Source organism: Pseudomonas frederiksbergensis, assembly GCF_001952935.1.
GTDB classification, from domain to species: Bacteria; Pseudomonadota; Gammaproteobacteria; order Pseudomonadales; family Pseudomonadaceae; genus Aquipseudomonas; species Aquipseudomonas frederiksbergensis.
Genome location: NZ_CP018319.1, coordinates 5,180,339 through 5,202,014, shown reverse-complemented (window position 1 = coordinate 5,202,014; position 21,676 = coordinate 5,180,339). Strand labels below are relative to the sequence as shown.

The 21,676-nt window shown below is 58.9% G+C and carries 23 protein-coding genes; 19 read left to right on the top strand and 4 right to left on the bottom strand.

The window, feature by feature from the left end:
• Positions 1-79 precede the first annotated feature (79 nt).
• Positions 80-421, bottom strand: coding sequence for a YajG family lipoprotein (locus PFAS1_RS24590; protein ID WP_076030875.1), 342 nt, complete (start codon positions 419-421; stop codon positions 80-82).
• Between the two features lie 205 nt (positions 422-626).
• Here PFAS1_RS24590 and PFAS1_RS24585 point away from each other — a divergent pair, with 205 nt between their 5' ends.
• Positions 627-863: a hypothetical protein gene (locus tag PFAS1_RS24585; RefSeq protein ID WP_074877267.1), complete on the top strand. Its 237-nt coding sequence runs from the start codon at positions 627-629 to the stop codon at positions 861-863.
• 125 nt (positions 864-988) lie between these two features.
• On the opposite strand, the gene PFAS1_RS24575 is transcribed toward PFAS1_RS24585, so the two are convergent.
• Positions 989-1,330, bottom strand: a complete 342-nt coding sequence (locus PFAS1_RS24575) for a hypothetical protein (RefSeq protein WP_232252169.1) — start codon at positions 1,328-1,330, stop codon at positions 989-991.
• A 178-nt stretch (positions 1,331-1,508) separates the two neighbouring features.
• Here PFAS1_RS24575 and PFAS1_RS24570 point away from each other — a divergent pair, with 178 nt between their 5' ends.
• The 3 genes from PFAS1_RS24570 to PFAS1_RS24560 are packed head-to-tail and all read left to right on the top strand — an operon-like array spanning position 1,509 to position 5,668.
• Positions 1,509-2,417, top strand: a complete 909-nt coding sequence (locus tag PFAS1_RS24570) for a peptidyl-prolyl cis-trans isomerase (protein WP_076030873.1) — start codon at positions 1,509-1,511, stop codon at positions 2,415-2,417.
• A complete protein-coding gene (locus PFAS1_RS24565) occupies positions 2,417-3,412 on the top strand; it encodes a HupE/UreJ family protein (RefSeq protein ID WP_076030872.1) in 996 nt (331 codons plus the stop codon). The genes PFAS1_RS24570 and PFAS1_RS24565 overlap by 1 nt, the downstream gene beginning before the upstream one ends.
• A gap of 39 nt (positions 3,413-3,451) precedes the next feature.
• On the top strand, positions 3,452-5,668 hold the full coding sequence (locus PFAS1_RS24560; protein WP_074877274.1) for a DUF3604 domain-containing protein: 2,217 nt from the start codon (positions 3,452-3,454) through the stop codon (positions 5,666-5,668).
• Between the two features lie 118 nt (positions 5,669-5,786).
• On the opposite strand, the gene PFAS1_RS24555 is transcribed toward PFAS1_RS24560, so the two are convergent.
• Positions 5,787-6,704 (bottom strand): LysR family transcriptional regulator, encoded by a 918-nt coding sequence (locus PFAS1_RS24555; protein WP_076030871.1) that lies wholly within the window; start codon positions 6,702-6,704, stop codon positions 5,787-5,789.
• Between the two features lie 65 nt (positions 6,705-6,769).
• On the opposite strand from PFAS1_RS24555, the gene PFAS1_RS24550 reads away from it, so the two are divergent.
• The 9 genes from PFAS1_RS24550 (at position 6,770) to PFAS1_RS24510 (ending at position 14,717) form a co-directional block, all read left to right on the top strand.
• Positions 6,770-7,387, top strand: coding sequence for a LysE family translocator (locus PFAS1_RS24550; protein ID WP_074877279.1), 618 nt, complete (start codon positions 6,770-6,772; stop codon positions 7,385-7,387).
• A 474-nt stretch (positions 7,388-7,861) separates the two neighbouring features.
• Positions 7,862-8,452, top strand: coding sequence for an amino acid synthesis family protein (locus PFAS1_RS24545; protein WP_076030870.1), 591 nt, complete (start codon positions 7,862-7,864; stop codon positions 8,450-8,452).
• A gap of 43 nt (positions 8,453-8,495) precedes the next feature.
• The gene (locus PFAS1_RS24540) at positions 8,496-9,329 is read left to right on the top strand and encodes an alpha/beta fold hydrolase (RefSeq protein WP_076030869.1); all 834 of its coding nucleotides are present in this window, start codon (positions 8,496-8,498) and stop codon (positions 9,327-9,329) included.
• Complete coding sequence (locus PFAS1_RS24535; protein WP_076030868.1) at positions 9,326-10,807, top strand: aldehyde dehydrogenase; 1,482 nt, start codon at positions 9,326-9,328, stop codon at positions 10,805-10,807. Before PFAS1_RS24540 ends, PFAS1_RS24535 begins: the two co-directional genes overlap by 4 nt.
• A 12-nt stretch (positions 10,808-10,819) precedes the next feature.
• On the top strand, positions 10,820-11,305 hold the full coding sequence (locus PFAS1_RS24530) for a flavin reductase family protein (protein WP_076030867.1): 486 nt from the start codon (positions 10,820-10,822) through the stop codon (positions 11,303-11,305).
• 144 nt (positions 11,306-11,449) lie between these two features.
• Positions 11,450-12,925: an NAD-dependent succinate-semialdehyde dehydrogenase gene (locus PFAS1_RS24525; RefSeq protein WP_076030866.1), complete on the top strand. Its 1,476-nt coding sequence runs from the start codon at positions 11,450-11,452 to the stop codon at positions 12,923-12,925.
• Positions 12,922-13,311, top strand: coding sequence for a carboxymuconolactone decarboxylase family protein (locus tag PFAS1_RS24520; protein WP_008059553.1), 390 nt, complete (start codon positions 12,922-12,924; stop codon positions 13,309-13,311). Before PFAS1_RS24525 ends, PFAS1_RS24520 begins: the two co-directional genes overlap by 4 nt.
• 87 nt (positions 13,312-13,398) lie before the next feature.
• On the top strand, positions 13,399-14,151 hold the full coding sequence (locus PFAS1_RS24515) for a GntR family transcriptional regulator (RefSeq protein ID WP_074877291.1): 753 nt from the start codon (positions 13,399-13,401) through the stop codon (positions 14,149-14,151).
• Between the two features lie 2 nt (positions 14,152-14,153).
• Positions 14,154-14,717 carry an NUDIX hydrolase gene (locus PFAS1_RS24510; protein ID WP_076030865.1) on the top strand — a complete coding sequence of 188 codons (564 nt, stop codon included), beginning with the start codon at positions 14,154-14,156 and terminating at the stop codon, positions 14,715-14,717.
• A 6-nt stretch (positions 14,718-14,723) separates the two neighbouring features.
• On the opposite strand, the gene PFAS1_RS24505 is transcribed toward PFAS1_RS24510, so the two are convergent.
• Entirely contained in the window at positions 14,724-15,017 is a 294-nt protein-coding gene (locus PFAS1_RS24505) for a DUF1330 domain-containing protein (RefSeq protein WP_076030864.1), read from the bottom strand.
• 71 nt (positions 15,018-15,088) lie between these two features.
• Between PFAS1_RS24505 and ribBA the strand changes: the two genes are divergently transcribed.
• The 6 genes from ribBA (at position 15,089) to PFAS1_RS24470 (ending at position 21,675) form a co-directional block, all read left to right on the top strand.
• Positions 15,089-16,198, top strand: coding sequence for a bifunctional 3,4-dihydroxy-2-butanone-4-phosphate synthase/GTP cyclohydrolase II (gene ribBA, locus PFAS1_RS24500; RefSeq protein WP_076030863.1), 1,110 nt, complete (start codon positions 15,089-15,091; stop codon positions 16,196-16,198).
• 309 nt (positions 16,199-16,507) lie between these two features.
• Positions 16,508-17,533: a polyamine ABC transporter substrate-binding protein gene (locus PFAS1_RS24490; RefSeq protein WP_076030861.1), complete on the top strand. Its 1,026-nt coding sequence runs from the start codon at positions 16,508-16,510 to the stop codon at positions 17,531-17,533.
• Complete coding sequence (locus PFAS1_RS24485; protein ID WP_076030860.1) at positions 17,530-18,474, top strand: ABC transporter permease; 945 nt, start codon at positions 17,530-17,532, stop codon at positions 18,472-18,474. Before PFAS1_RS24490 ends, PFAS1_RS24485 begins: the two co-directional genes overlap by 4 nt.
• A gap of 6 nt (positions 18,475-18,480) precedes the next feature.
• On the top strand, positions 18,481-19,290 hold the full coding sequence (locus PFAS1_RS24480; protein WP_076030859.1) for an ABC transporter permease: 810 nt from the start codon (positions 18,481-18,483) through the stop codon (positions 19,288-19,290).
• Positions 19,291-19,307: 17 nt separating this feature from the next.
• The gene (locus tag PFAS1_RS24475) at positions 19,308-20,462 is read left to right on the top strand and encodes an ABC transporter ATP-binding protein (protein WP_076030858.1); all 1,155 of its coding nucleotides are present in this window, start codon (positions 19,308-19,310) and stop codon (positions 20,460-20,462) included.
• A gap of 241 nt (positions 20,463-20,703) precedes the next feature.
• The gene (locus tag PFAS1_RS24470) at positions 20,704-21,675 is read left to right on the top strand and encodes a TerC family protein (protein WP_076030857.1); all 972 of its coding nucleotides are present in this window, start codon (positions 20,704-20,706) and stop codon (positions 21,673-21,675) included.
• The last annotated feature ends 1 nt before the right edge of the window (position 21,676 follow it).

Genomic DNA, 21,676 nt, shown 5'->3' with positions numbered 1-21,676 from the left:
TAAACTAAAGAGCGCGGGCAAAAAACGGGTTGGTTGCGGCCAACCAAAGGAGCACGGTGAGAAGCGTTTACGGTCCAGGTCAGATGCAATCCTGCGCCGCGCGTTCAAAACTTGAAGGCAGGAAGTTCGAGGCCAGCAAATGCCGTTCGTAGATGAACACCTTGCCGCCGTTCCCGGTCTTGTAGGCTTCCAGCACGTTATCCGCCGAGACTTTGCTCGGCACGACGATCCGGTAGCTGCGCTGAGTCTGCGAGACAGTCGGGTTCAACGCACTGCCCTGCAATTTCGGCACGACGCAGTCAGCGTATTGGGCCGGGGTCTTGCTGGTCTGCAAGGTCAGGGTCGGATCGTTCGGCGTGGAGGCACAACCGGCGAGCAGCAAAGCGGCAAACACCATGGCGGGCACGAATAAAGGGCGCATCGGTCTCATCCTGAAAGTAAAAGGATCGGTACAACAAGCAACGGGACTTCGTCACGAACGTCGTCATGGAGGCGATTTTCCGCCTGCTGCCGAGAAAGCAGAACTTGCGTTTCGTAATGTTCACTATTACTTCTAGCAATAGTTGCGCGCCGTGCCGACGGATGCAGACTCAATCACAACCAGAAAGATTGATGAGGATCTCTCCTTGAGAACATTTGACCTGATACGCGACGCCGTTTTGCCCGACTTCCGAGACCGGGTGGCCGAGTACCTGACCCAATACGAAACCGTACTGTTGTGCGAAAAAGCGCCCGACCGGGAGCTTGTACAGGCCACCGCCAATCAGTTACGCGGCTATTTGCGCGGGTTGAACACCACACGTGTATTGGGCATGGCGGATTGGGAGGAGCTGGATAGACGAGTGGTGAATACGTGGCTTTAGCCTCTGCGCGCGCTCTTTGGACTCGAGATCCAGGGGATGAATCGGCAATCGCATGTGCAGCAGCATTCTTATCAGCGCGGCAGCGAACAGGCAGGCGAAAACGATGGCGTCGATAATGACGGCGCTCAATGCGTGACCTGCCTCGTCATTGCTCGTATCAAAAGTACCGTCATCACTGCGTGCAAGATAACCACTGGCCACAAGAGAATCCCGCTCGCGTCACCGGAGAAGCCAACGTAGGTGAGATACAGCGCAACGGCTGCGTTATAGATCAACATGCCGAGCACGGGAGGGCCTGGCCAGCAGGTGACTGCCAGGGCAATGAGGGCAATGCCGGCCACGCGAACGATGACACCGGTCAGTTCGATGCCAAGCAGCAGATGCCCGACCAGAGACGGGACAAACAGCAGCCCCACGCCAGTGGCGGCCTCGATAATCGCGGCGAAAACCAGCAGTCCTTTCATCATACGGACGCTCCAGTCCGGGCTGCGCAGCCACGTAACTGCACTACCCGGTGAACGGGTTAATCCGATTGCGACTAACGCTTAGTGCCTATCGTGATTAACCTTGGTGGAAAGTTCCAATCCAGCAGCAATACTCCACTCTGCTTAGAAACTATCCGAGTATAGCGTGGGGCAATAAGTCATGAACTTAACCGTCTCCGAACTTAAAGCATCTCGACTTTCGTCATTAAAACGATGCCTTCACCAGCCATTACTGCATTTTTTAATCGCCGGTTTTGCACTCTTTGTGTTGTACGGAGGTTTGCACCGTTCCCCCGTCGATCAAAATCCTCAACGCATCGAAATCACGCCTGAAGTTGTCCAACGGATCGCGATCTCGTGGCTGGCGCGATGGCAAAGACCGGCATCGGAGCAACAGTTGCAGGGCCTGATCGATGACTATGTGAAAGAGGAAATCCTCTATCGCGAAGCGCTGAAACTTGGCCTGGATAAAGACGACACCATCATTCGCCGCCGACTGGCGCAAAAAATGGATTTCCTCGCCGAGGATGTCGCGTCACTTCGCGAGCCTGCACCCGGTGAACTTGAGGCTTGGTATAACCAGCGTCAGGACGCGTATGCCCTGCCACCATTGGCGACTTTCCGTCATTTATTTTTCGCCCCGGACAAACGCGGTGCTGATACACAAACGCAGGCCCAAGCCGCGTTAAGTGGCCTGACTGATCAGAACAGTGGAGAAGGCGATGCCTTCATGTTTAAAAACACCTACTTCGAACAATCCCAGGATCAGGTGGCGCGGGTCTTTGGTTCAAAGTTTGCCATTTCATTGTTCAAGCAAACGCCCGGAAGTTGGGTAGGCCCTGTGGAGTCCGGTTTTGGCTGGCACCTGGTGTGGATTGATTCGCTGGCCAAACCACCACCACCGCCCTTCGAAACCGTGGCCCGGCAGCTCAAGTCCGATTGGTTGTCCGAGCAACGCAGCGCATCGAAACGCGCGAGTTTCGAGGCACTGAAAGCACGCTATGACGTCGTGGTGATGATGCCGACGTCTACCAGCGGGATTGTCGCTGCTCAAACGGAGCGGCCGTGATGAAACACATGGTCTGGCTGTTGTTGCTCTGGTTCATGGGGCTGACGGCCATGGCCCATGAGTCCCGCCCTGCTTACCTGGAAATCAACGAAACGACCACCGGGCGCTATGACGTCATGTGGCGCACCCCGGTGCTTTCAGGCATGCGCTTGCCGATTGTGCTGAAGTTTGCCGACGGTGTGCGCTCTGTCGTTGAGCCGGTTGAAAGCGAACTGAACGATTCACTGATCGAGCGCCGGATCATTGATGCGGGTCCCACGGGACTGGTTGGGCAACGCATTGAATTTATCGGCCTGCAAGCGAGCATCACCGATGTGCTGGTGCGTGTCTCGCGCCTGGACGGCAGCCTGACGACCACTCTCGTCCACCCCGCACAACCCTGGATAGACATCGCTGGCACGCCGGGAATGCTCTCGGTGGCCGGTGCGTTTCTGGTCCATGGCATCCAGCACATCCTCGGGGGGGTCGATCACCTGTTGTTCGTCTTCGGCCTTCTGCTGCTGGTGAGTAACGGGTGGATGCTGGTGAAGACCATCACCGCGTTTACCCTCGCCCACTCCATCACGCTGGTGCTTGCTGCACTGGGCGCAGTGCGGCTTCCCGGCCCGCCTGTGGAAGCGACGATTGCACTGAGCATTCTGTTGCTAGCGGTGGAAATCGCCCGCAAGAATCGTGGTGAAACCAGCTTCACCATTCAATGGCCCTGGGTCGTGGCGTTCTGTTTTGGTCTGTTGCACGGCTTTGGTTTTGCGGGGGCGCTGGCGCAAATCGGCTTGCCCCGGCACGACCTGCCTTTGGCGCTGTTCACCTTCAACGTCGGCGTCGAGATCGGCCAACTGATGTTTGTCGCCGCCGCGCTGAGCCTTCGCGCACTGTTGCTGCATTGTCGATTGCCACGGTCCGCGCTTCTGTATGCCCAACCGGTTGCGTCCTACGGGTTGGGCACGCTGGCTGCCTTCTGGTTTTTCGAGAGAGTTTGGAGTTTCTGGACCTGAGTTGCCCCCTATCACTGCCGTATTCCCAAGAGGTGGAATATGAAACCCCATACACCCATCATCGTGCCGTCACTGTTAAGTAGCGCCGTGCTTGCTTTCAGCACACTGGCCTTGGCAGAGGGAATCCCTGATCGCGAGGTTTACTTTGGCCAGACGCACTCGCATACCTCCTGGTCGATTGATGCCTACCTGATCGGCAACCATCAGGTCGATCCCGAGCAGACATACCAATACTCACTTGGGATGCCGGTCAAGCATCCGATGGGGGTTGAAGTGCAGCTCAAAGGCCGACCGCTGGATTTCCATGGCGTGACCGACCACTCGGAATACGTGGGCGTGATCGCCCTGGCCAATGATCCGAAGTCGGACTTCAGCAAGCAGCCCATCGCGCAAAAGCTGATTGCCAAGACCCCGGAAGATTTCAACCGGGTGTTCAAATGGATCGCCGGCAGCTTGAGCCACCCGATCAAGGAGCTGATTGATCCGAAGGTGGCCGGCAACATCTGGCAGCAGAACATCGCCATCGCCGACAAGTACTACAAGCCCGGCAAGTTCACCACGTTCGTCGCCTATGAATGGACCTCGGCACCGAACAATCAAAACATGCACCGCAATATATTTTTCCGCGATTCGAAGAAGGTGCCGGACCTGCCCTTCACGGCCCTCGACTCGGACAAACCGGAGGATTTGTGGGGCTGGATGGACGATCAACGCAAAAAGGGCAATGAGGTGCTGGCGATCTCCCACAACGGCAACCTCAGCAACGGCCTGATGTTCCCGGTGGATGTTGATGATCGTGGTCGCCCCATCGATGCCGCCTGGGCCGAAACGCGGATGCGCAATGAATCCCTCACCGAAATTCATCAGGTCAAAGGCACCTCCGAAACCCACCCCGAACTGTCGCCGACCGACGAATTTGCCAATTATGAAATCATGAGTTTCCTGCTTGGTATCGACAACAGCACGTCGAAACTCAATGGCAGTTACATCAGGCAAGCCTGGCAGAACGGCATGGCCTTGCAGGAAGCCCGCGGATACAACCCCTACAAAATGGGCGTGGTCGGTGCCAGCGACTCGCACAACGGGGTGATTCCCTATTCGCAGAGCAACAACTTCGGCTCCCACGGGTTTACCGACAGCACCCCGGCGGCGCGTATTTCCGGCAAGGAAAACTCCGGCATGGTGGCCTTGCAAACCAGCACGTCGGGATTGGCCGGTGTCTGGGCGGAAGAAAACACCCGTGAATCGATCTTCGATGCCATGAAACGCAAGGAAGTCTATGGCACCAGCGGCGTGCGCATCCCCGTGCGCCTGTTTGGTGGCTGGGGTTTCGACAGCAGTGTCTGGAACGAAAAAGACTGGGTTCAAACTGCTTACGCCAAGGGCGTGCCCATGGGCGGCGACTTGCCGGCAAAACCGGGTAAAGCGGCGCCGTCCTTTGTAGTGTGGGCGGTCAAGGATGCAGACGACGGCAACCTCGACCGCATCCAGATCATCAAGGGCTGGACCAAAAACGGCCAGACCTTCGAGAAGATCTATGACGTCGTCTGGTCCGGTGATCGCCAACCGGACCAGGCGACCGGCAACGTACCGTCGGTGGGCTCGACAGTTGACGTTTCCAAGGCGACTTACACCAACACCATTGGTGCCACCGAGCTGAAAAAAGTCTGGGTCGATCCGGATTTCGATCCGGCGCAGCACGCGTTCTACTACGCCCGCGTGCTACAGATCCCGACACCGCGCTGGAGCACCTATGACGCGGCCAAGCTGCAAGTACCGCCGCCGGCGGATGTCTCGGCCACCGTCCAGGAACGCGCCTGGACCTCACCGATCTGGTACACGCCGAATGCTGAGGACAGCAAGTCCATCGCCGGCGGTAAAACCATCGATCAACTGAAAACCGAAGGGGCCAAAGCACTCACCAACGAGCAACTGCAAACCTATGTGGTGGGCAAAACCATCAAGGTGCGCAATACCGTCACCGGCCAGACGTTTGAGATCGTCTATGGCACCGACGGCCAACGTCTGGTCACCAGCGTCGACGGCAAGCCGCCTGCACAAGGGGAATACCTGAACATGCTGCATGCCGGCCAGTTTGGCGTTCCGGCCAAGTATGAAATCAAGGACGGCCATCTGCTGACAACACTCGGCGGCACGCCCTTCGAGGCCACGGTGTTCGAGCAAAACGGCAAATACGTGGCGGCTCGCAGCAACGAGTTTGGCTATGCGAATTATGAGGTCGAGGTGGTCAAGTAGTGTCGAGGCCAGCATCGATGCGCTGCATTCATCGATGCTGGCCGATTGACGAGCAATAGCAGTTGTTGCCCACAGGAACTACTGGTCCGCAGTGGATGCAACTGAAGATCGACAAGCCTCAGCCCATTGCCTGCAGCCATTTAAGTAAATCCATTTCCAGGCTGCCTGGCTTAGGAGCTGTGGGAGATAACAGGCAGTAGCGGGAGCCGTCTTCAACAAATCCTAATGGCGCGGCCAACACACCGCTCTGGATATCGTCGCGCACCAAGTGCCACGGGCCAATGGCTACTCCGAGGCCTGCGACAGCCGCCTGGATGCTGAAATAAAAGTGCTCAAAAGATTGCATGTCCATCTCAGAAATGGGCAGTCCTTTTGCGCCAGCCCACTCCTGCCAAGCGGTAGGCCGGCTAGTTGTCTGAAGCAATGGGGCCGAGGAGCGCAGACCTTTCCTGCTTTTGCCGAACCACTGATCTGCCTTTTCTGGCCTGCATACAGGGCCGACCTTCTCTGTGAATAGAGTCTCGGCATGATATCCGGGGGGGCGAGGAAAATCGTCCCGTCGAATGGCCAAATCTATGCCATGGTCGAATGAAAAGATGCCGCCGCCAGCCACTAAATGGATTTCTAACCCTCGATGATGTGTTTGGAAGTCGCTCCAACGAGGGATCAACCATCGCATTAAAAGCGTTGGCTCACAGGACAGGACAAGCTGACGAGCACGACGGGCATCGGTGCGTATCTCGCCAACTGCCTGGTTCATCAACCCAAGCCCTTCACTAACCGCTTTCGCCAGGTGTCTTCCGGCATCCGTCAAAAAAACCCTTCGGCTACGCCGCTCGAACAGGTCAACGCCCAAATCCTCTTCAAGCAAGCGCACTGCGCGGCTAATGGCACCCGGGGTCAGATGCAGTTCGTCTGCCGCTCGGGCGAAGTTTTCGAACCGTGCGGCTGATTCGAAGCAACGCAACGCAAGTAGAGAAGGCATGCGAGCCTTAGAAATTAGTGAGTCGTAGTCACTATTTCCTTCAGAAATCATCGTTAGTACCAAGGTAAATCATCTGTAAATATCGCTCTCTATCACCACAATTCGAAGGGTACAGCATGAGCGAATGGATAGCCGTAATCACCATTACAATACTCGCATGCATCAGTCCAGGACCGGATTTCGCCATGGTTTGCCGCAACGGATTGCTATTGTCTCGACGAGCAGGCGTCCTCACAGCGGTGGGAATTGGTATGGGGGTGCTTGTCCACGTGTGCTATACGCTGCTCGGACTAGGGTTAGTGCTTCAACAAACGCCTTGGTTGTTCAATGCGCTGAAGCTGGCTGGAGCGGCGTATCTCGTCTACCTAGGCATCAAAATGCTTCGTTCCAAGCCGGCTATTGAACAGCTAGACGCACCGCCACCCGCCATGTCAGATCTGGCAGCTCTGCGTACGGGATTTCTCACGAACGCGTTGAACCCTAAAACATCGATCTTCATCGTTAGTGTGTTCATTGGTGTAGTACGGCCGGACACCGCCTTGACAGTGCAAATTGCATATGGACTGTTCATCGCTGGGGCGCACGCGGTGTGGTTCAGCCTCATCGCGCTGTGCTTCTCAGCCGGGAGGGTGCGCGAGAAATTGATGGCCGCACGACAATGGATTGACCGGATTTTTGGCGGCCTACTCGTGAGCTTCGCAATATTACTGACAATCGCTCAGCGTTCAGCTTGAGTTGAATGGGCCTTTGCGCAGGGATGGCGGGATGTGATTGTTATCGACGGCCTTCACGCGACACTCCAATGGCCCAGGCTGGCATTGCTCATGCGGATTGAGTACGCGCATCCACATCACTTGCAGACTCAGCTCTGATCTTGAACCAGAGGGAGTACATCGCTGGCGGGGTTCTCATCATGGGACTAGCCGCCAAGACCTCGCGCATCTGTGCGGCAATATCGCGCAACCCTGTCCGCTCCGCGCCCATAACCCGAAAGGCCACCGGGTATGGCGCCCAAGCAACATCACGCAAAGCGCGAGCATCTCGCAGGTTAATTTCAGGCAGTGTGACCGGCAGTACTCCGAGCAACGGGCAATACCTCCCTCCCTTTTATCGCCTTTGAACCAGAAACTCATTTCAAGGACTTGTGCTTCCGGTATTATGGTATACCATCATACGCACAGACACTCTTACCCCCAACGGAGCAGCCCATGAGTTTCGAAATTCGCAAGATCGTCAGCTATGTCGAAGAAACCTTTATCGAAGGCGGCAAGGCTACGGACAAGCCTGTGACCATGCTCGGGCTGGCCGTGGTGATGAAAAACCCTTGGCTGGGTCGCGGCTTTGTCGAAGACCTGAAGCCGGAAATTCGCGCCAACTGCTCTGACCTCGGCGCGCTGATGGTCGAGCGCCTGGTGGGCATCATCGGCGGCGCCGAGAAGATCGAGGCATATGGCAAGGCCGCCGTAGTGGGCGCCGACGGTGAAATCGAGCACGCCTCCGCCGTGATCCATACCCTGCGCTTCGGCAACCATTACCGCGAAGCGGTGAAAGCCAAGAGCTACCTGAGCTTCACCAACAAGCGCGGCGGCCCGGGCACCTCGATCCAGATCCCGATGATGCACAAGGACGACGAAGGCCTGCGTTCGCACTACATCACCCTGGAAATGCAGATCGAAGATGCACCGCGTGCCGACGAAATCGTGGTTGTTCTGGGTTGCGCCGATGGCGGCCGCCTGCACCCACGTATCGGCAACCGTTACATCGATCTCGAAGAGCTGGCCGCTGAAAACGCCCAGTAATCAAGGTCGGTAAGAACAACAAAAAGGCATGCAGGAGCGCTCCATGATTCGGCTCACCGCTGAACGCACCCCGGCTGGCACCAGTTACCTGGCGACCGGCCAAGGCCAGCCCGTGGTTTTGATCCACGGCGTGGGCCTGAACAAAGAAATGTGGGGCGGCCAGGTCGTTGGCCTGGCCACGAAGTACCGTGTGATTGCCTACGACATGCTGGGTCATGGCGCCAGCCCGCGCCCGGAAAGCGGCACGCCCCTGCTCGGCTATGCCGACCAGTTACTTGAACTGCTCGACCACCTGCAACTGCCTCAGGCGACGGTGATCGGCTTTTCCATGGGCGGGCTGGTGGCGCGGGCTTTTGCATTGCATTACCCGCAACGCCTGCAAGGCCTGGTGGTCCTCAACAGCGTGTTCAATCGCAGCCCCGAACAGCGTGCCGGCGTTATCGCCCGCACCGCTCAAGCGGCCGAGCACGGACCAGACGCCAACGCCGAAGCCGCTCTGTCGCGCTGGTTCAGCCGTGAATATCGGGCGGCCAACCCGGCGCAGATTGCGGCCTTGCGCCAAACTCTGGCAGACAATGACCCGCAGGGATACCTGACCACCTATGAGCTGTTTGCGACCCAGGACATGTACCGCGCTGACGATCTGGGCTGCATCCAAGTGCCGACGCTGATCGCCACCGGTGAACTGGACCCGGGCTCCACACCGGAAATGGCCGAGCAATTGGCCGCACGCATTCCCGGCGCGACAGTTGCCGTGCTCGCCGAGCAGCGGCATATGATGCCCGTAGAATCACCGCGCCTGGTCAACCAGCTGCTGCTGGAGTTTCTCGACACGGTGCACTCCCGACAAAATCAAATAAAGGGGATCGTTGCATGACACTCGCACGCTTCCAGATGTGCATCGGCGGTGAATGGGTCGATGCCCTCTCCGGCAAGACTTTTGAAAGTTTGAACCCCGCCCTGGCTCAAGCCTGGGCTGAATTACCCGATGCCGACGAAGCCGATGTCGAGCGCGCCGTGCAGGCTGCGCAGACGGCTTTCGACAGCCCGGCCTGGCGCGGCCTGACCGCCACCGCTCGGGGCAAACTGCTGCGCCGTCTCGGCGACTTGATCGCCGAAAACAAAGAACAACTGGCGCAGCTGGAAAGTCGCGATAACGGCAAGCTGATTCGCGAAACTCGCGGTCAGGTCGGCTACCTGCCGGAGTTCTTCCACTACACCGCGGGCCTGGCCGACAAGCTCGAAGGCGGCACCCTGCCCCTCGACAAGCCGGACCTGTTTGCCTACACCGTGCACGAAGCCATGGGCGTGGTCGCCGCGATCATTCCCTGGAACAGTCCGCTGTACCTGACCGCGATCAAACTCGCCCCGGCCCTGGCGGCGGGCAACACCATCGTGATCAAACCGTCGGAGCACGCCTCCGCCACCATTCTCGAACTGGCCCGTCTGGCGCTGGAAGCCGGCATCCCGCCGGGCGTGGTCAACGTCGTTACCGGTTACGGCCCAAGCACCGGCGCCGCCCTCACCCGCCATCCGCTGGTGCGCAAAATCGCCTTCACCGGCGGCGCTGCCACGGCCCGGCATGTGGTGCGTAGCAGCGCTGAAAACTTCGCCAAGTTGTCTCTGGAACTGGGCGGCAAATCACCAAACATTATCTTTGCCGATGCCGACCTCGACAGCGCGATCAACGGTGCGATTGCCGGGATCTATGCGGCATCAGGCCAGAGCTGCGTTTCCGGCTCGCGGTTGTTGGTGCAGGACGAAATCTACGATGAGTTCGTCGATCGTCTGGTCGAACGTGCCAAGCGCATCCGTATCGGCAACCCGCAGGAAGACAGCAGCGAAATGGGCCCGATGGCCACCGCACAGCAACTGGCTGTGGTCGAAGGCCTGGTCGCCGATGCCATCGCCGAAGGTGCGCGCCTGCGCCTGGGTGGCAAGCGTCCGCAAAATCTGGGCGATGGCTGGTTCTACGAGCCGACCCTGTTCGAATGCGAGCGCAACTCCATGAAGATCATGCAGGAAGAAGTCTTCGGTCCGGTGGCCTCGGTCATCCGTTTCAAAGATGAAGCCGAAGCCCTGGCGATTGCCAACGACTCGCAGTTCGGCCTCGCCGCCGGTATCTGGACTCGTGATTTGGGCCGCGCCCATCGCCTGGCCCGGGACGTGCGCTCGGGGATTATCTGGGTCAATACCTACCGAGCCGTCTCGGCCATGGCGCCGATCGGCGGCTTCAAGAACAGCGGCTATGGACGCGAGAGCGGCATCGATTCGGTGCTGGCCTATACCGAACTGAAAACGGTGTGGATCAACCTCTCTCAGGCACCCATGCCTGACCCCTTCGTGATGCGCTAGGAGACCGCCGACATGATCGAACCCGGCATTTACAAAGACGTCATGAGCTCGTTCCCATCCGGGGTCACGGTGGTCACCACCCTGGACCTGGACGGTGGCATCGTCGGCATCACCGCCAGCGCCTTCAGTGCCCTGTCGATTGATCCGGCACTGGTGCTGTTCTGCCCCAACTATGCCTCGGACACGTACCCGATCCTGCGTGACAGCAAGCAGTTCGCGATTCACCTGCTATCGGCCGACCAGACTGCCGAAGCGTATGCGTTTGCGGGCAAAGGCAAGGACAAGGCCAAAGGCATCGACTGGCACCTCAGCGAGCTGGGCAACCCGCTGTTGCGCAAAGCCACGGCGATCATCGAGTGCGAACTGTGGCGTGAATACGACGGCGGCGATCACGCGATCATTGTCGGCGCGGTGAAGAACCTGATTCTGCCCGAGCAACCGGTCACGCCGATGATCTATCACAAAGGCAAGCTGGGGCCGCTGCCCACCCTGGCCTGATGTTTATCTTCAGGGCGCAGGTCCATGTGGGAGCGAGCCTGCTCGCGATGACGGCAGCACATTCAACATCAATGTGAGTGACACACCGCTATCGCGAGCAGGCTCACTCCCACATAGAGCGCCTCCACTTTCTTGGGAGCCGGCATGAACCCAGCAACCTCGCAACTGTTCCGCCAGCAAGCCTACATCGACGGCCAATGGCTGGATGCGCCCGATGGCGCCTGTCAGGACATTTTCAACCCGGCCACCGGCGAAAAGATCGGCCAGGTGCCGAACCTTGGCGCCGCAGAAGCTCGTCAAGCCATCGCCGCCGCCAACAAAGCCTGGCCGACCTGGCGTGCTCTGACCGCCAAGGAACGTAGCCAGACGCTGAAACGCTGGCACGCGCTGATGATTGAAAATGCCGATGCGCTGGCAGAAATCCTCACCCTCGAACAAGGCAAGCCACTGGCCGAAGCCAAGGGCGAAATCCTCTACGCCGCGAGTTTCATCGAGTGGTTCGCCGAAGAAGCCAAGCGCATCTACGGCGACACCATTCCCAGCCACAAAGGCGATGCACGCATTGTGGTCAGCAAGGAACCGATCGGCGTGGTTGCGGCCATCACCCCGTGGAATTTTCCGGCGGCGATGATCACCCGCAAGGCCGGCCCGGCGCTGGCAGCCGGTTGCCCGTGCATCGTGAAACCGGCACCGGAAACCCCGTTTTCGGCGCTGGCCATGGCCGCGTTGGCGGAACAGGCCGGGATCCCACCCGGCATTTTCAATGTGATCACCGGCGACGCCGTGGCCATCGGTGGCGAGCTGACCGCCAGCCCGCTGGTGCGCAAACTGTCGTTCACCGGTTCCACCGCCATAGGCAAGTTGCTGATGGCGCAGTGCGCGCCAACCCTGAAAAAAGTCTCACTGGAACTGGGAGGCAACGCGCCCTTCATCGTGTTCGACGATGCTGATCTGGAGCGTGCCGTAGAAGGTGCGCTGATCGCCAAGTTTCGCAATGCCGGGCAAACCTGTGTCTGTGCCAATCGCTTCCTGGTGCAGAGCGGCATTCATGATGCTTTTGCCACGCGACTGGCCGAGCGCGTGGCGCAACTGAACGTCGGCAGTGGCTTCGAGGCAGGTGTCACTCAAGGTCCGCTGATTAACGAACGCGCGGTGGCCAAAGTCGAAGACCACGTTCAGGACGCCCTCTTCCAAGGCGCCCGACTGCTTTGCGGCGGCGAACGCCATGCGCTGGGGCACGGCTTCTTCCAGCCAACCGTGCTGGCCGGCGTGACCGGTGACATGAAAGTCGCTCAAGAGGAAACCTTTGGCCCGCTGGCCGCGGTGTTCCGCTTCGAGAGCGAAGCCGAGGCTGTGCAGTTGGCCAACGACACCGAGTTCGGCCTTGCGGCTTACTGCTACACCCGCGATCTGGGGCGCGCCTGGCGCATGAGTGAAGCGCTGGAATACGGCATGGTCGGGATCAACGAAGGACTGATTTCCACTGAAGTCGCGCCCTTTGGCGGGATCAAATCCTCGGGTCTCGGTCGTGAAGGATCCAAGTACGGCATCGAAGATTATCTGGAGCTCAAGTACACCTTGATGGGCGGGCTTGACGATTTTGGGAGCACACCGCGATGAGCAATGAAAAGTACGAAAAAGGCCTGAAAATCCGCACCCAGGTGCTGGGCGAAGCCTACGTGAACCGCTCCATCGAAAACGCCGACGACTTCACCCGGCCTCTTCAGGAGATGGTCACCGAGTACTGCTGGGGCCACGTCTGGGGCCGTGAGGGCTTGTCGCTTAAAGAACGCAGCATGATAAACTTGGCAATGATTTCGGCCCTCAACCGGCCTCACGAACTCAAGCTGCATGTACGCGGTGCCTTGCGTAACGGGCTGAGTCGTGAACAAATACGCGAAATTTTGCTTCAAGTCGGTATTTATTGCGGTGTCCCCGCTGCCGTAGACAGTTTCCGGCTCGCCCGTGAAGCCTTCGCCGAAGCCGATGCCGAGGCCTCCAGTTAACCCTTGGCTGTTTTTGATGACCTGAGCACGATGATCCTGGATCGAAGTGCTCTTTTTGCATGGACAGCCACACTCAGAGCGGACCCCATGAAACGCCTGCCACTCGACGACAGCTTCAAGGTCAATCGCAACCCCGTTACCCTGCGCGAAATCGTGCTGGATAAACTGCGAAGCGCCATCATGAATTTCCAGCTCTTGCCGGGAGATCGTCTGGTCGAACGTGATCTGTGCGATCGCCTGGGCGTCAGCCGCACGTCCGTACGCGAAGCCTTGCGTCACCTGGAATCCGAAGGCCTGGTGGAATTCGCCGACGCCAAAGGGCCCAGTGTCGCGATCATTACCCTGGCCGATGCCGTGGATATCTATGAGCTGCGTTGTGTGCTCGAAGGCCTGATCGTCCAGTTGTTCACCCTGCGTGCCAAGGCCAAGGACATCAAGGCCCTGGAAAAAGCCCTCGAGGAAAACCGCAAGGCCCTCAAGGAAGGTGAACTGCAACAGGTAATCGATTCGGTTCAGGGTTTCTACGACGTCCTGCTCGAAGGCTCCGGCAATCATGTGGCGGCCACTCAGCTGCGTCAGTTGCAGGCACGGATCAGCTACCTGCGGGCGACGTCGGTGTCCCAGGAAAATCGCCGTGGCGCGAGCAATCAGGAAATGGAACGCATGGTCGAGGCGATCAAGAGCGGCGACCCTCTGGCCGCCCACCAGGCTTGCGTCGACCACGTCCGCGCCGCCGCAACCGTTGCACTCGATTACCTCAAGCGCAAACAGGAAGAGACCGGAAAAATCCCCGAGATCACCCTGCCCATCGCGCTCAAAGAACCTCGCATAGGTCGCTAACCATGTTCAGCCCGAGCTTTTGTCCAAAGTGCGGTGGCGGTGACCTCGGTCACCAGCTGCCACCGGGCGATACGCACGAGCGCCTGATGTGCCGTGGCTGCGGCTATATCCATTACGTCAATCCGAAAATCATCGCCGGCTGCATCATCGAGCAAAACGGCAAGTACCTGCTGTGCCAACGCGCGATCCCGCCGCGTCCCGGTACCTGGACGCTGCCGGCGGGTTTCATGGAAGGCGGCGAGACCACTGAGCAGGCGGCGCTGCGCGAAGTCTGGGAAGAGAGCGGCGTGCGCGCGGAAATTCTCTCGCCCTACTCGATCTTCAGCGTGCCGAAGATCAGCGAGGTGTACATCATCTTCCGCGCCATCGCGCTGGAGATCACCGGCCAATACGGCCCGGAAACCCTGGACTACAAATTCTTCGCGCCCGAGGACATTCCTTGGGACAGCATCTATTACCCGGCAATCCGGCAGATCCTCGAACGCTATATCGAGGAACGCCAGGCCGGGGTTTACGGCATCTACATCGGCAATGACGATACCGGCAAGATCCACTTCATCCGCTGACATCTCCTAGGGCGCCACGCCCTCGACAATGATCACCTCGGCCCGGGCCACGCCCTCGCGGTGCCGTTTCGCCTCTTGATATTGCTCACTGTGATAACAGGCCAGCGCCTGCTCGTAAGAATCGAACTCGATGACCACGCTGCGTTGTGGGGTCGGCCGACCTTCCATCGCTTCGCTGCGCCCGCCGCGTGCCAACAGCTTCCCGCCATATAAAGCGAACGCCGCCGGGGCGCGTTGGGTGTATTGGCTGTATTGATCGGGGTCGGTGACATTCACGTGAGCAATCCAGTACGCCTTCATAGTGACCTCTTGGTTTGTTTTGTATTATGGTATACCAATAAATATACCTACCCAACACTGAGAGTTCCAGCATGGCCTTCAACAGCATCGAAGAAATCATCGAAGATTACCGACAGGGCAAGATGGTGCTTCTAGTCGATGACGAGGACCGGGAAAACGAAGGCGATCTGCTGCTCGCCGCCGACCGCTGCACCGCCGAGGCCATCAGCTTCATGGCCCGCGAAGCCCGGGGCCTGATCTGCCTGACCCTGACCGACGCGCACTGCCAGCGCCTCGGTCTGGAGCAGATGGTGCCGAGCAATGGCAGTGTGTTCAGCACCGCGTTCACCGTGTCCATCGAGGCCGCCGTGGGCGTGACCACCGGTATTTCCGCCGCCGATCGGGCGCGTACGGTGGCCGCCGCCGTCGCTGCCGATGCAGGTCCCACGGACATTGTGCAGCCGGGGCATATCTTCCCGCTTCGCGCCAAGGAAGGCGGCGTGCTGACCCGCGCCGGCCACACCGAAGCCGGTTGCGACCTGGCGCGCCTGGCAGACTTCACGCCGGCATCGGTGATCGTCGAGGTGATGAACGATGACGGCACCATGGCCCGCCGCCCAGACCTGGAGGTGTTCGCGCGCAAGCACGGGATCAAGATCGGCACCATCGCCGACCTGATCCACTATCGCCTGAGCACCGAGCACACCGTGGTGCGCATCGGTGAACGCGAATTGCCGACGGTGCATGGCACCTTCCGGTTGTTCACCTTCGAAGATCGCATTGAAGGTGGCGTGCACATGGCGATGGTCATGGGTGACATTCGTCGGGAAGAACCCACTCTGGTGCGGGTGCACGTGATCGATCCGCTGCGCGATCTGGTCGGTGCGCAGTACAGCGGCCCGTCTAACTGGACGTTATGGGCCGCGCTGCAACGGGTGGCTGAAGAGGGTCGCGGCGTGGTGGTCGTACTGGCCAATCATGAGTCGTCACAAGCGCTACTGGAACGCGTACCCCAACTCACACAGCCGCCACGGCAATTCAACCGATCGCAATCGCGCATCTATTCTGAAGTAGGGACCGGTGCGCAGATTCTGCAGGATCTGGGCGTGGGCAAGTTGCGTCATCTCGGCCCACCGCTGAAATACGCAGGCTTGACCGGTTACGACCTGGAAGTGGTCGAGAGCATCCCGTTCACCGGATGAATCTGGAGCTTTCGGAGGGCTTTTGTGGCGAGGGAGCTTGCTCCCGTTGGAGCTGCGCAGCAGTCCTATTTTTTGGGGCCGCTTCGCAGCCCAGCGGGAGCAAGCTCCCTCGCCACAGGCCAAACCCCTCCACCACAAAAAACCGCTTTTGGCTGATAGCCGGTAAGGCAAAGTGCTTGCACAAAGTTTGGAATACCATAATATGATATTCCATAGACCGGACGATCATAATCGACCAGATGGACCTACTGCTCCCGATAGGCGGGCATCAACAGCCCGCTCACAAACACAACAAATGAGGGCGTAAAAATGGTGTTGAACAAAGGTGTAACCGCAATGCTTTTTGCGGGTTTGTTGAGCATGACCAGTCAGGCGCTGATGGCGGCTGAAAGCGTCAACTTCGTCAGCTGGGGCGGCAGCACCCAGGATGCACAGAAGCAGGCCTGGGCCGATCCGTTCAGCAAGGCCAGCGGCATCACCGTGGTCCAGGATGGTCCTACCGACTACGGCAAACTCAAAGCCATGGTCGAAAGCGGCAACGTGCAATGGGACGTGGTCGACGTCGAAGCTGATTTCGCCCTGCGCGCGGCGGCTGAAGGCTTGCTCGAACACCTCGATTTTTCGGTGATCCAGCGCGACAAAATCGACCCGCGTTTCGTCTCTGACCATGGCGTAGGCTCGTTCTACTTCTCCTTCGTCCTCGGTTACAACGAAGGCAAGCTCGGTGCCGGCAAACCTCAGGATTGGTCCGCGCTGTTCGACACCAAGACCTATCCCGGCAAACGCGCCCTCTACAAATGGCCAAGCCCCGGCGTACTCGAACTGGCTTTGCTGGCCGACGGCGTTGCCGTGGACAAGCTGTATCCGCTGGATCTGGATCGCGCCTTCAAGAAACTCGACACCATCAAGAAAGACATCGTCTGGTGGGGCGGCGGCGCGCAGTCCCAGCAGTTGCTGGCCTCGGGTGAAGCGAGCCTGGGGCAGTTCTGGAACGGCCGCATCTACGCCCTGCAACAGGATGGCGCGCCGGTGGGCGTGAGCTGGAAACAGAACCTGGTCATGGCCGACATTCTGGTCATCCCAAAAGGCTCGAAAAACAAGGCCGCTGCCATGAAGTTTTTGGCCCATGCCAGCAGCGCCAAAGGACAAGCTGACTTCTCCAACCTGACCGCCTATGCGCCGGTCAACGTCGACAGCGTAGCGCGCCTGGATAAGGTGCTCGCCCCCAACCTGCCGACTGCCTACGCAAAGGATCAAATCACTCTTGATTTCGCGTACTGGGCCAAAAACGGTCCGGCCATCGCGACACGGTGGAACGAATGGCTGGTCAAATGAAAATGACGGCAACAGCGTCCCGTCAACCTGCTCCGACCGGGAGCGCCGCTGGCGCTACCGGGACGGTTACCGGCAAGGCGGCTGTGATGAACCAATCCCCTTCCCTGGCACAGCGCTGGCGCGGTTCAAGCAACCTGATCCCCGCCCTGCTGTTTCTCGGCCTGTTCTTTCTGGCGCCGCTGATTGGTCTGCTGCTGCGGGGCGTACTGGAGCCGGTTCCGGGCCTGGGTAACTACGAACAACTGTTCGCCAACTCGGCTTACGCGCGGGTCTTGCTCAACACGTTCTCGGTGGCCGGGCTGGTGACGCTGTTCAGTCTGCTGCTGGGCTTTCCGCTGGCGTGGGCAATCACTCTGGTGCCTCGTGGCTGGGGCCGGTGGGTCCTCAATATTGTGCTGCTGTCGATGTGGACCAGCCTGCTGGCGCGGACCTACTCCTGGCTGGTGCTGTTGCAGGCGTCCGGTGTAATCAACAAAGCGCTGATGGCCATGGGCATCATCGATCAACCACTGGAAATGGTGCACAACCTGACCGGCGTGGTGATCGGCATGAGTTACATCATGATCCCGTTCATCGTGCTGCCGTTGCAGGCAACCATGCAGGCCATCGACCCGATGATTCTGCAGGCCGGTTCGATTTGCGGCGCCAGCCCCTGGACCAACTTCTTCCGGGTGTTCCTGCCGCTGTGCCGGCCGGGGCTGTTCTCCGGTGGCTTGATGGTGTTCGTGATGTCCCTCGGTTACTACGTGACCCCGGCGCTGCTGGGCGGCGCGCAGAACATGATGCTGCCCGAATTCATCATTCAACAGGTGCAGTCGTTCCTCAATTGGGGACTGGCCAGCGCCGGCGCAGCCTTGCTGATCGTGATCACGCTGGTGTTGTTCTACTTCTACCTGAAGCTCCAGCCGGAATCCCCGGTTGGTGCAAGCAACGCGAGGTAAACCGTCATGCTCCTGACCCCCAATGCCATGAGCCGGCGCATGCGTTTCGGCCTGTATTTCACGACTGGTTTGATCGCACTGTTCCTGCTGTTGCCGATCGTGTTCATCGTGCTGCTGTCCTTCGGCTCCTCCCAGTGGCTGGTGTTTCCACCGCCGGGCTGGACGCTGAAATGGTACGGCCAGTTCTTCTCCAATCCCGATTGGATGAACGCCGCCATGGCCAGCCTCAAGGTGGCGATGCTGACCACGATCTGCGCTGTCGCCCTGGGTTTGCCAACTGCTTTTGCCTTGGTGCGCGGGCGCTTTCCAGGCAGGGAAATGCTCTACGGTCTGTTCACCCTGCCGATGATCGTGCCGCTGGTGATTATCGCGGTGGCGGTGTACGCGCTGTTTCTCAAACTCGGCTACACCGGGACGATGTTCGCTTTCGTGGTCAGCCACGTCATCGTGGCGCTGCCGTTCACCATCATCTCGATCATCAACTCGCTGAAGCTGTTCGATCAGTCGATCGAGGATGCCGCGGTGATCTGCGGCGCTTCGCGACTGCAAGCGGTGTTCAAGGTGACCTTCCCGGCGATTCGTCCGGGCATGGTCGCCGGTGCGCTGTTCGCGTTCCTGGTGTCGTGGGATGAAGTGGTACTGAGCGTGATGATGGCCAGCCCGACCCTGCAAACCCTTCCCGTGAAAATGTGGACCACCTTGCGCCAGGACCTGACGCCCGTGATCGCCGTCGCCTCGACGTTGCTGATCGGCCTCTCGGTATTGGTCATGGTCATCGCCGCCGCCGTTCGCCGGCGCAATCAAATCAGCGCCTGAGCGCACAGGAGTACGACATGAGTGCCGTTATCAAAGATTCCGCGCAGCAGAACGACAAACCGCTGGTCAGCCTGCGCAACCTGAACAAGTACTACGGCGACTTCGCTGCCGTGGACGACATCTCGCTGGACATCAAGGACGGTGAATTCCTGACCTTCCTCGGCTCCAGCGGTTCTGGCAAAAGCACCACCCTGTCGATGCTCGCCGGGTTCGAAACCCCGAGCAGCGGCGAGATCCAGGTCAATGGCCAATCACTGGTCAACGTACCGCCGCACAAGCGTGACATCGGCATGGTGTTCCAGCGTTATTCGCTGTTCCCACATTTGTCGGTGCGCGAGAACATCGCGTTCCCCCTGGCCATCCGCAAACTGGCCGCCAGCGAGCGCGAGCGCCGGGTCGACGCCATGCTCAAACTGGTACAGCTTGAGCAATTTGCGCATCGCCGCCCTTCACAACTTTCCGGAGGTCAGCAGCAACGGGTGGCGATCGCTCGGGCGCTGGTTTATGAACCACGCATTCTGTTGATGGACGAACCTCTCGGCGCTTTGGACAAAAAGCTGCGTGAAGACTTGCAGGATGAACTGCGTCAGCTGCATCGGCGTCTGGGCATCACCATCATCTACGTGACCCACGACCAGGAAGAAGCCATGCGTCTGTCTCAGCGCATCGCGATTTTCAGCCACGGCAAGATCGTTGGATTGGGCAGTGGTTTTGACCTTTATCAGAATCCGCCGAATGCTTTCGTTGCTTCGTTTCTGGGCAACTCCAACTTCCTCAAACTCAAAGCTCAGGGTAATGCGGTGGCTTCGTTTGAAGGTCAGCCTCTGTCGATTCGCCTGACCGCAGGGTTGCAGACCGATCAGGATGTTTTGCTGATGGTGCGGCCGGAGAAAGCGTTGGCCTTGAGCGTCGAGCAAGCCGCCCGGGAACCCTTGGCGGCGGGCTGGAATGAAGTGTCGGCCACGGTCGTTGAAGTGCTGTTTCTTGGCGAAAGCCAGACTTGCAGTGTGGTGACCTCGGGCGGCACATCGATGACCGTCAAGGCCCTCTCTGCCGCCGGTATGCCGCTCAAGGCTGGCGACCCGGTGCGAGTGCGCTGGGCGACGGCGGATGCGTGCGTGTACACCGAATGGGCGGAAAGCGATCTGAACAAGGCCGCTGGCGCGCATTGATGCAAAAGCCCACCACGGTGGGTCCGGATTTGCGTATCACCCTCGGGTCACCACAGCGTCGGGCTGTGGTGACCATTTTTTTGCCGAGCATTTGTGATCAAACGAAACCCACCTCAATTTCCCCGGCGACACTTCGTAAATAACGAATCATTGATAAGGAATAATCGATTTTTCTAAACCCTCATCCTCTCGCTAGCATGGCCCTGTCGGCTCCAGAATACGACCAGCCAAGGATAACGACATGCAGCCCATAAGCATCGGCGAACCCTGGATGTGGGTCGCCTTCATCATCTTCGTCGTCGCCATGCTGGCTTTGGATCTGTTTGTCTTCGGCGGGCGCAAGGCGCATCGGGTATCGTCGCGCGAGGCGACATGCTGGGTAATTGCCTGGTGCGCGCTGGCGTTGGTCTTTGCAGGATTGCTGCGCTGGTACTTGAATGACGAGCTCGGTCCCGAAATCGCCCAGCGCAAAATGCTGGAGTTCCTCACCGGTTACCTGATCGAACAGTCGCTGTCGATCGACAACATGTTCGTCTTCGTGATGATTTTCGGCTACTTCGCCGCGCCGCCGGAGTTGCAGCGCCGGATGTTGCTGTACGGTGTGCTCGGGGCAATCGTGATGCGGGGGGCGATGATTTTCGCCGGCGTGTGGCTGGTGTCGCAGTTCGCGTGGTTGCTGTATGTGTTCGGTGTGTTACTGATCATCACCGGGATCAAGATGCTGGCATTCGCGCAACAGCGGCCTGATCTCGAAAAAAACCCTATATTGCGCTGGATACGCGGTCATCTGCGTGTCACTGGTGAGTTTCATGGCGAACGTTTTTTTGTGGTGCAAGACGGTCGACTCTGGGCGACGCCATTGTTTCTGGTACTGGTGCTGATCGAAGCCAGCGACCTGATGTTCGCGATCGACAGCATCCCGGCGATCTTCGCTATCACCACCGATCCGTTCATTGTGTTCACATCGAACATCTTCGCAATCATGGGCTTGCGGGCGCTGTACTTCCTGCTGGCCGACATGGCTGACCGCTTTCACTTGCTCAAATATGGTTTGGCGATCGTACTGGTGTTCATCGGCACCAAGATGACGCTGATGCCGTGGTTTCACCTGCCAGTTGAATGGTCGCTGGCGATTGTCGGCGGGATCATTCTGACTTCGGTGCTGTTGAGCCTTATCTTGCCCCCCAAGGAAGATCGAATGCGATCCCTGTAGG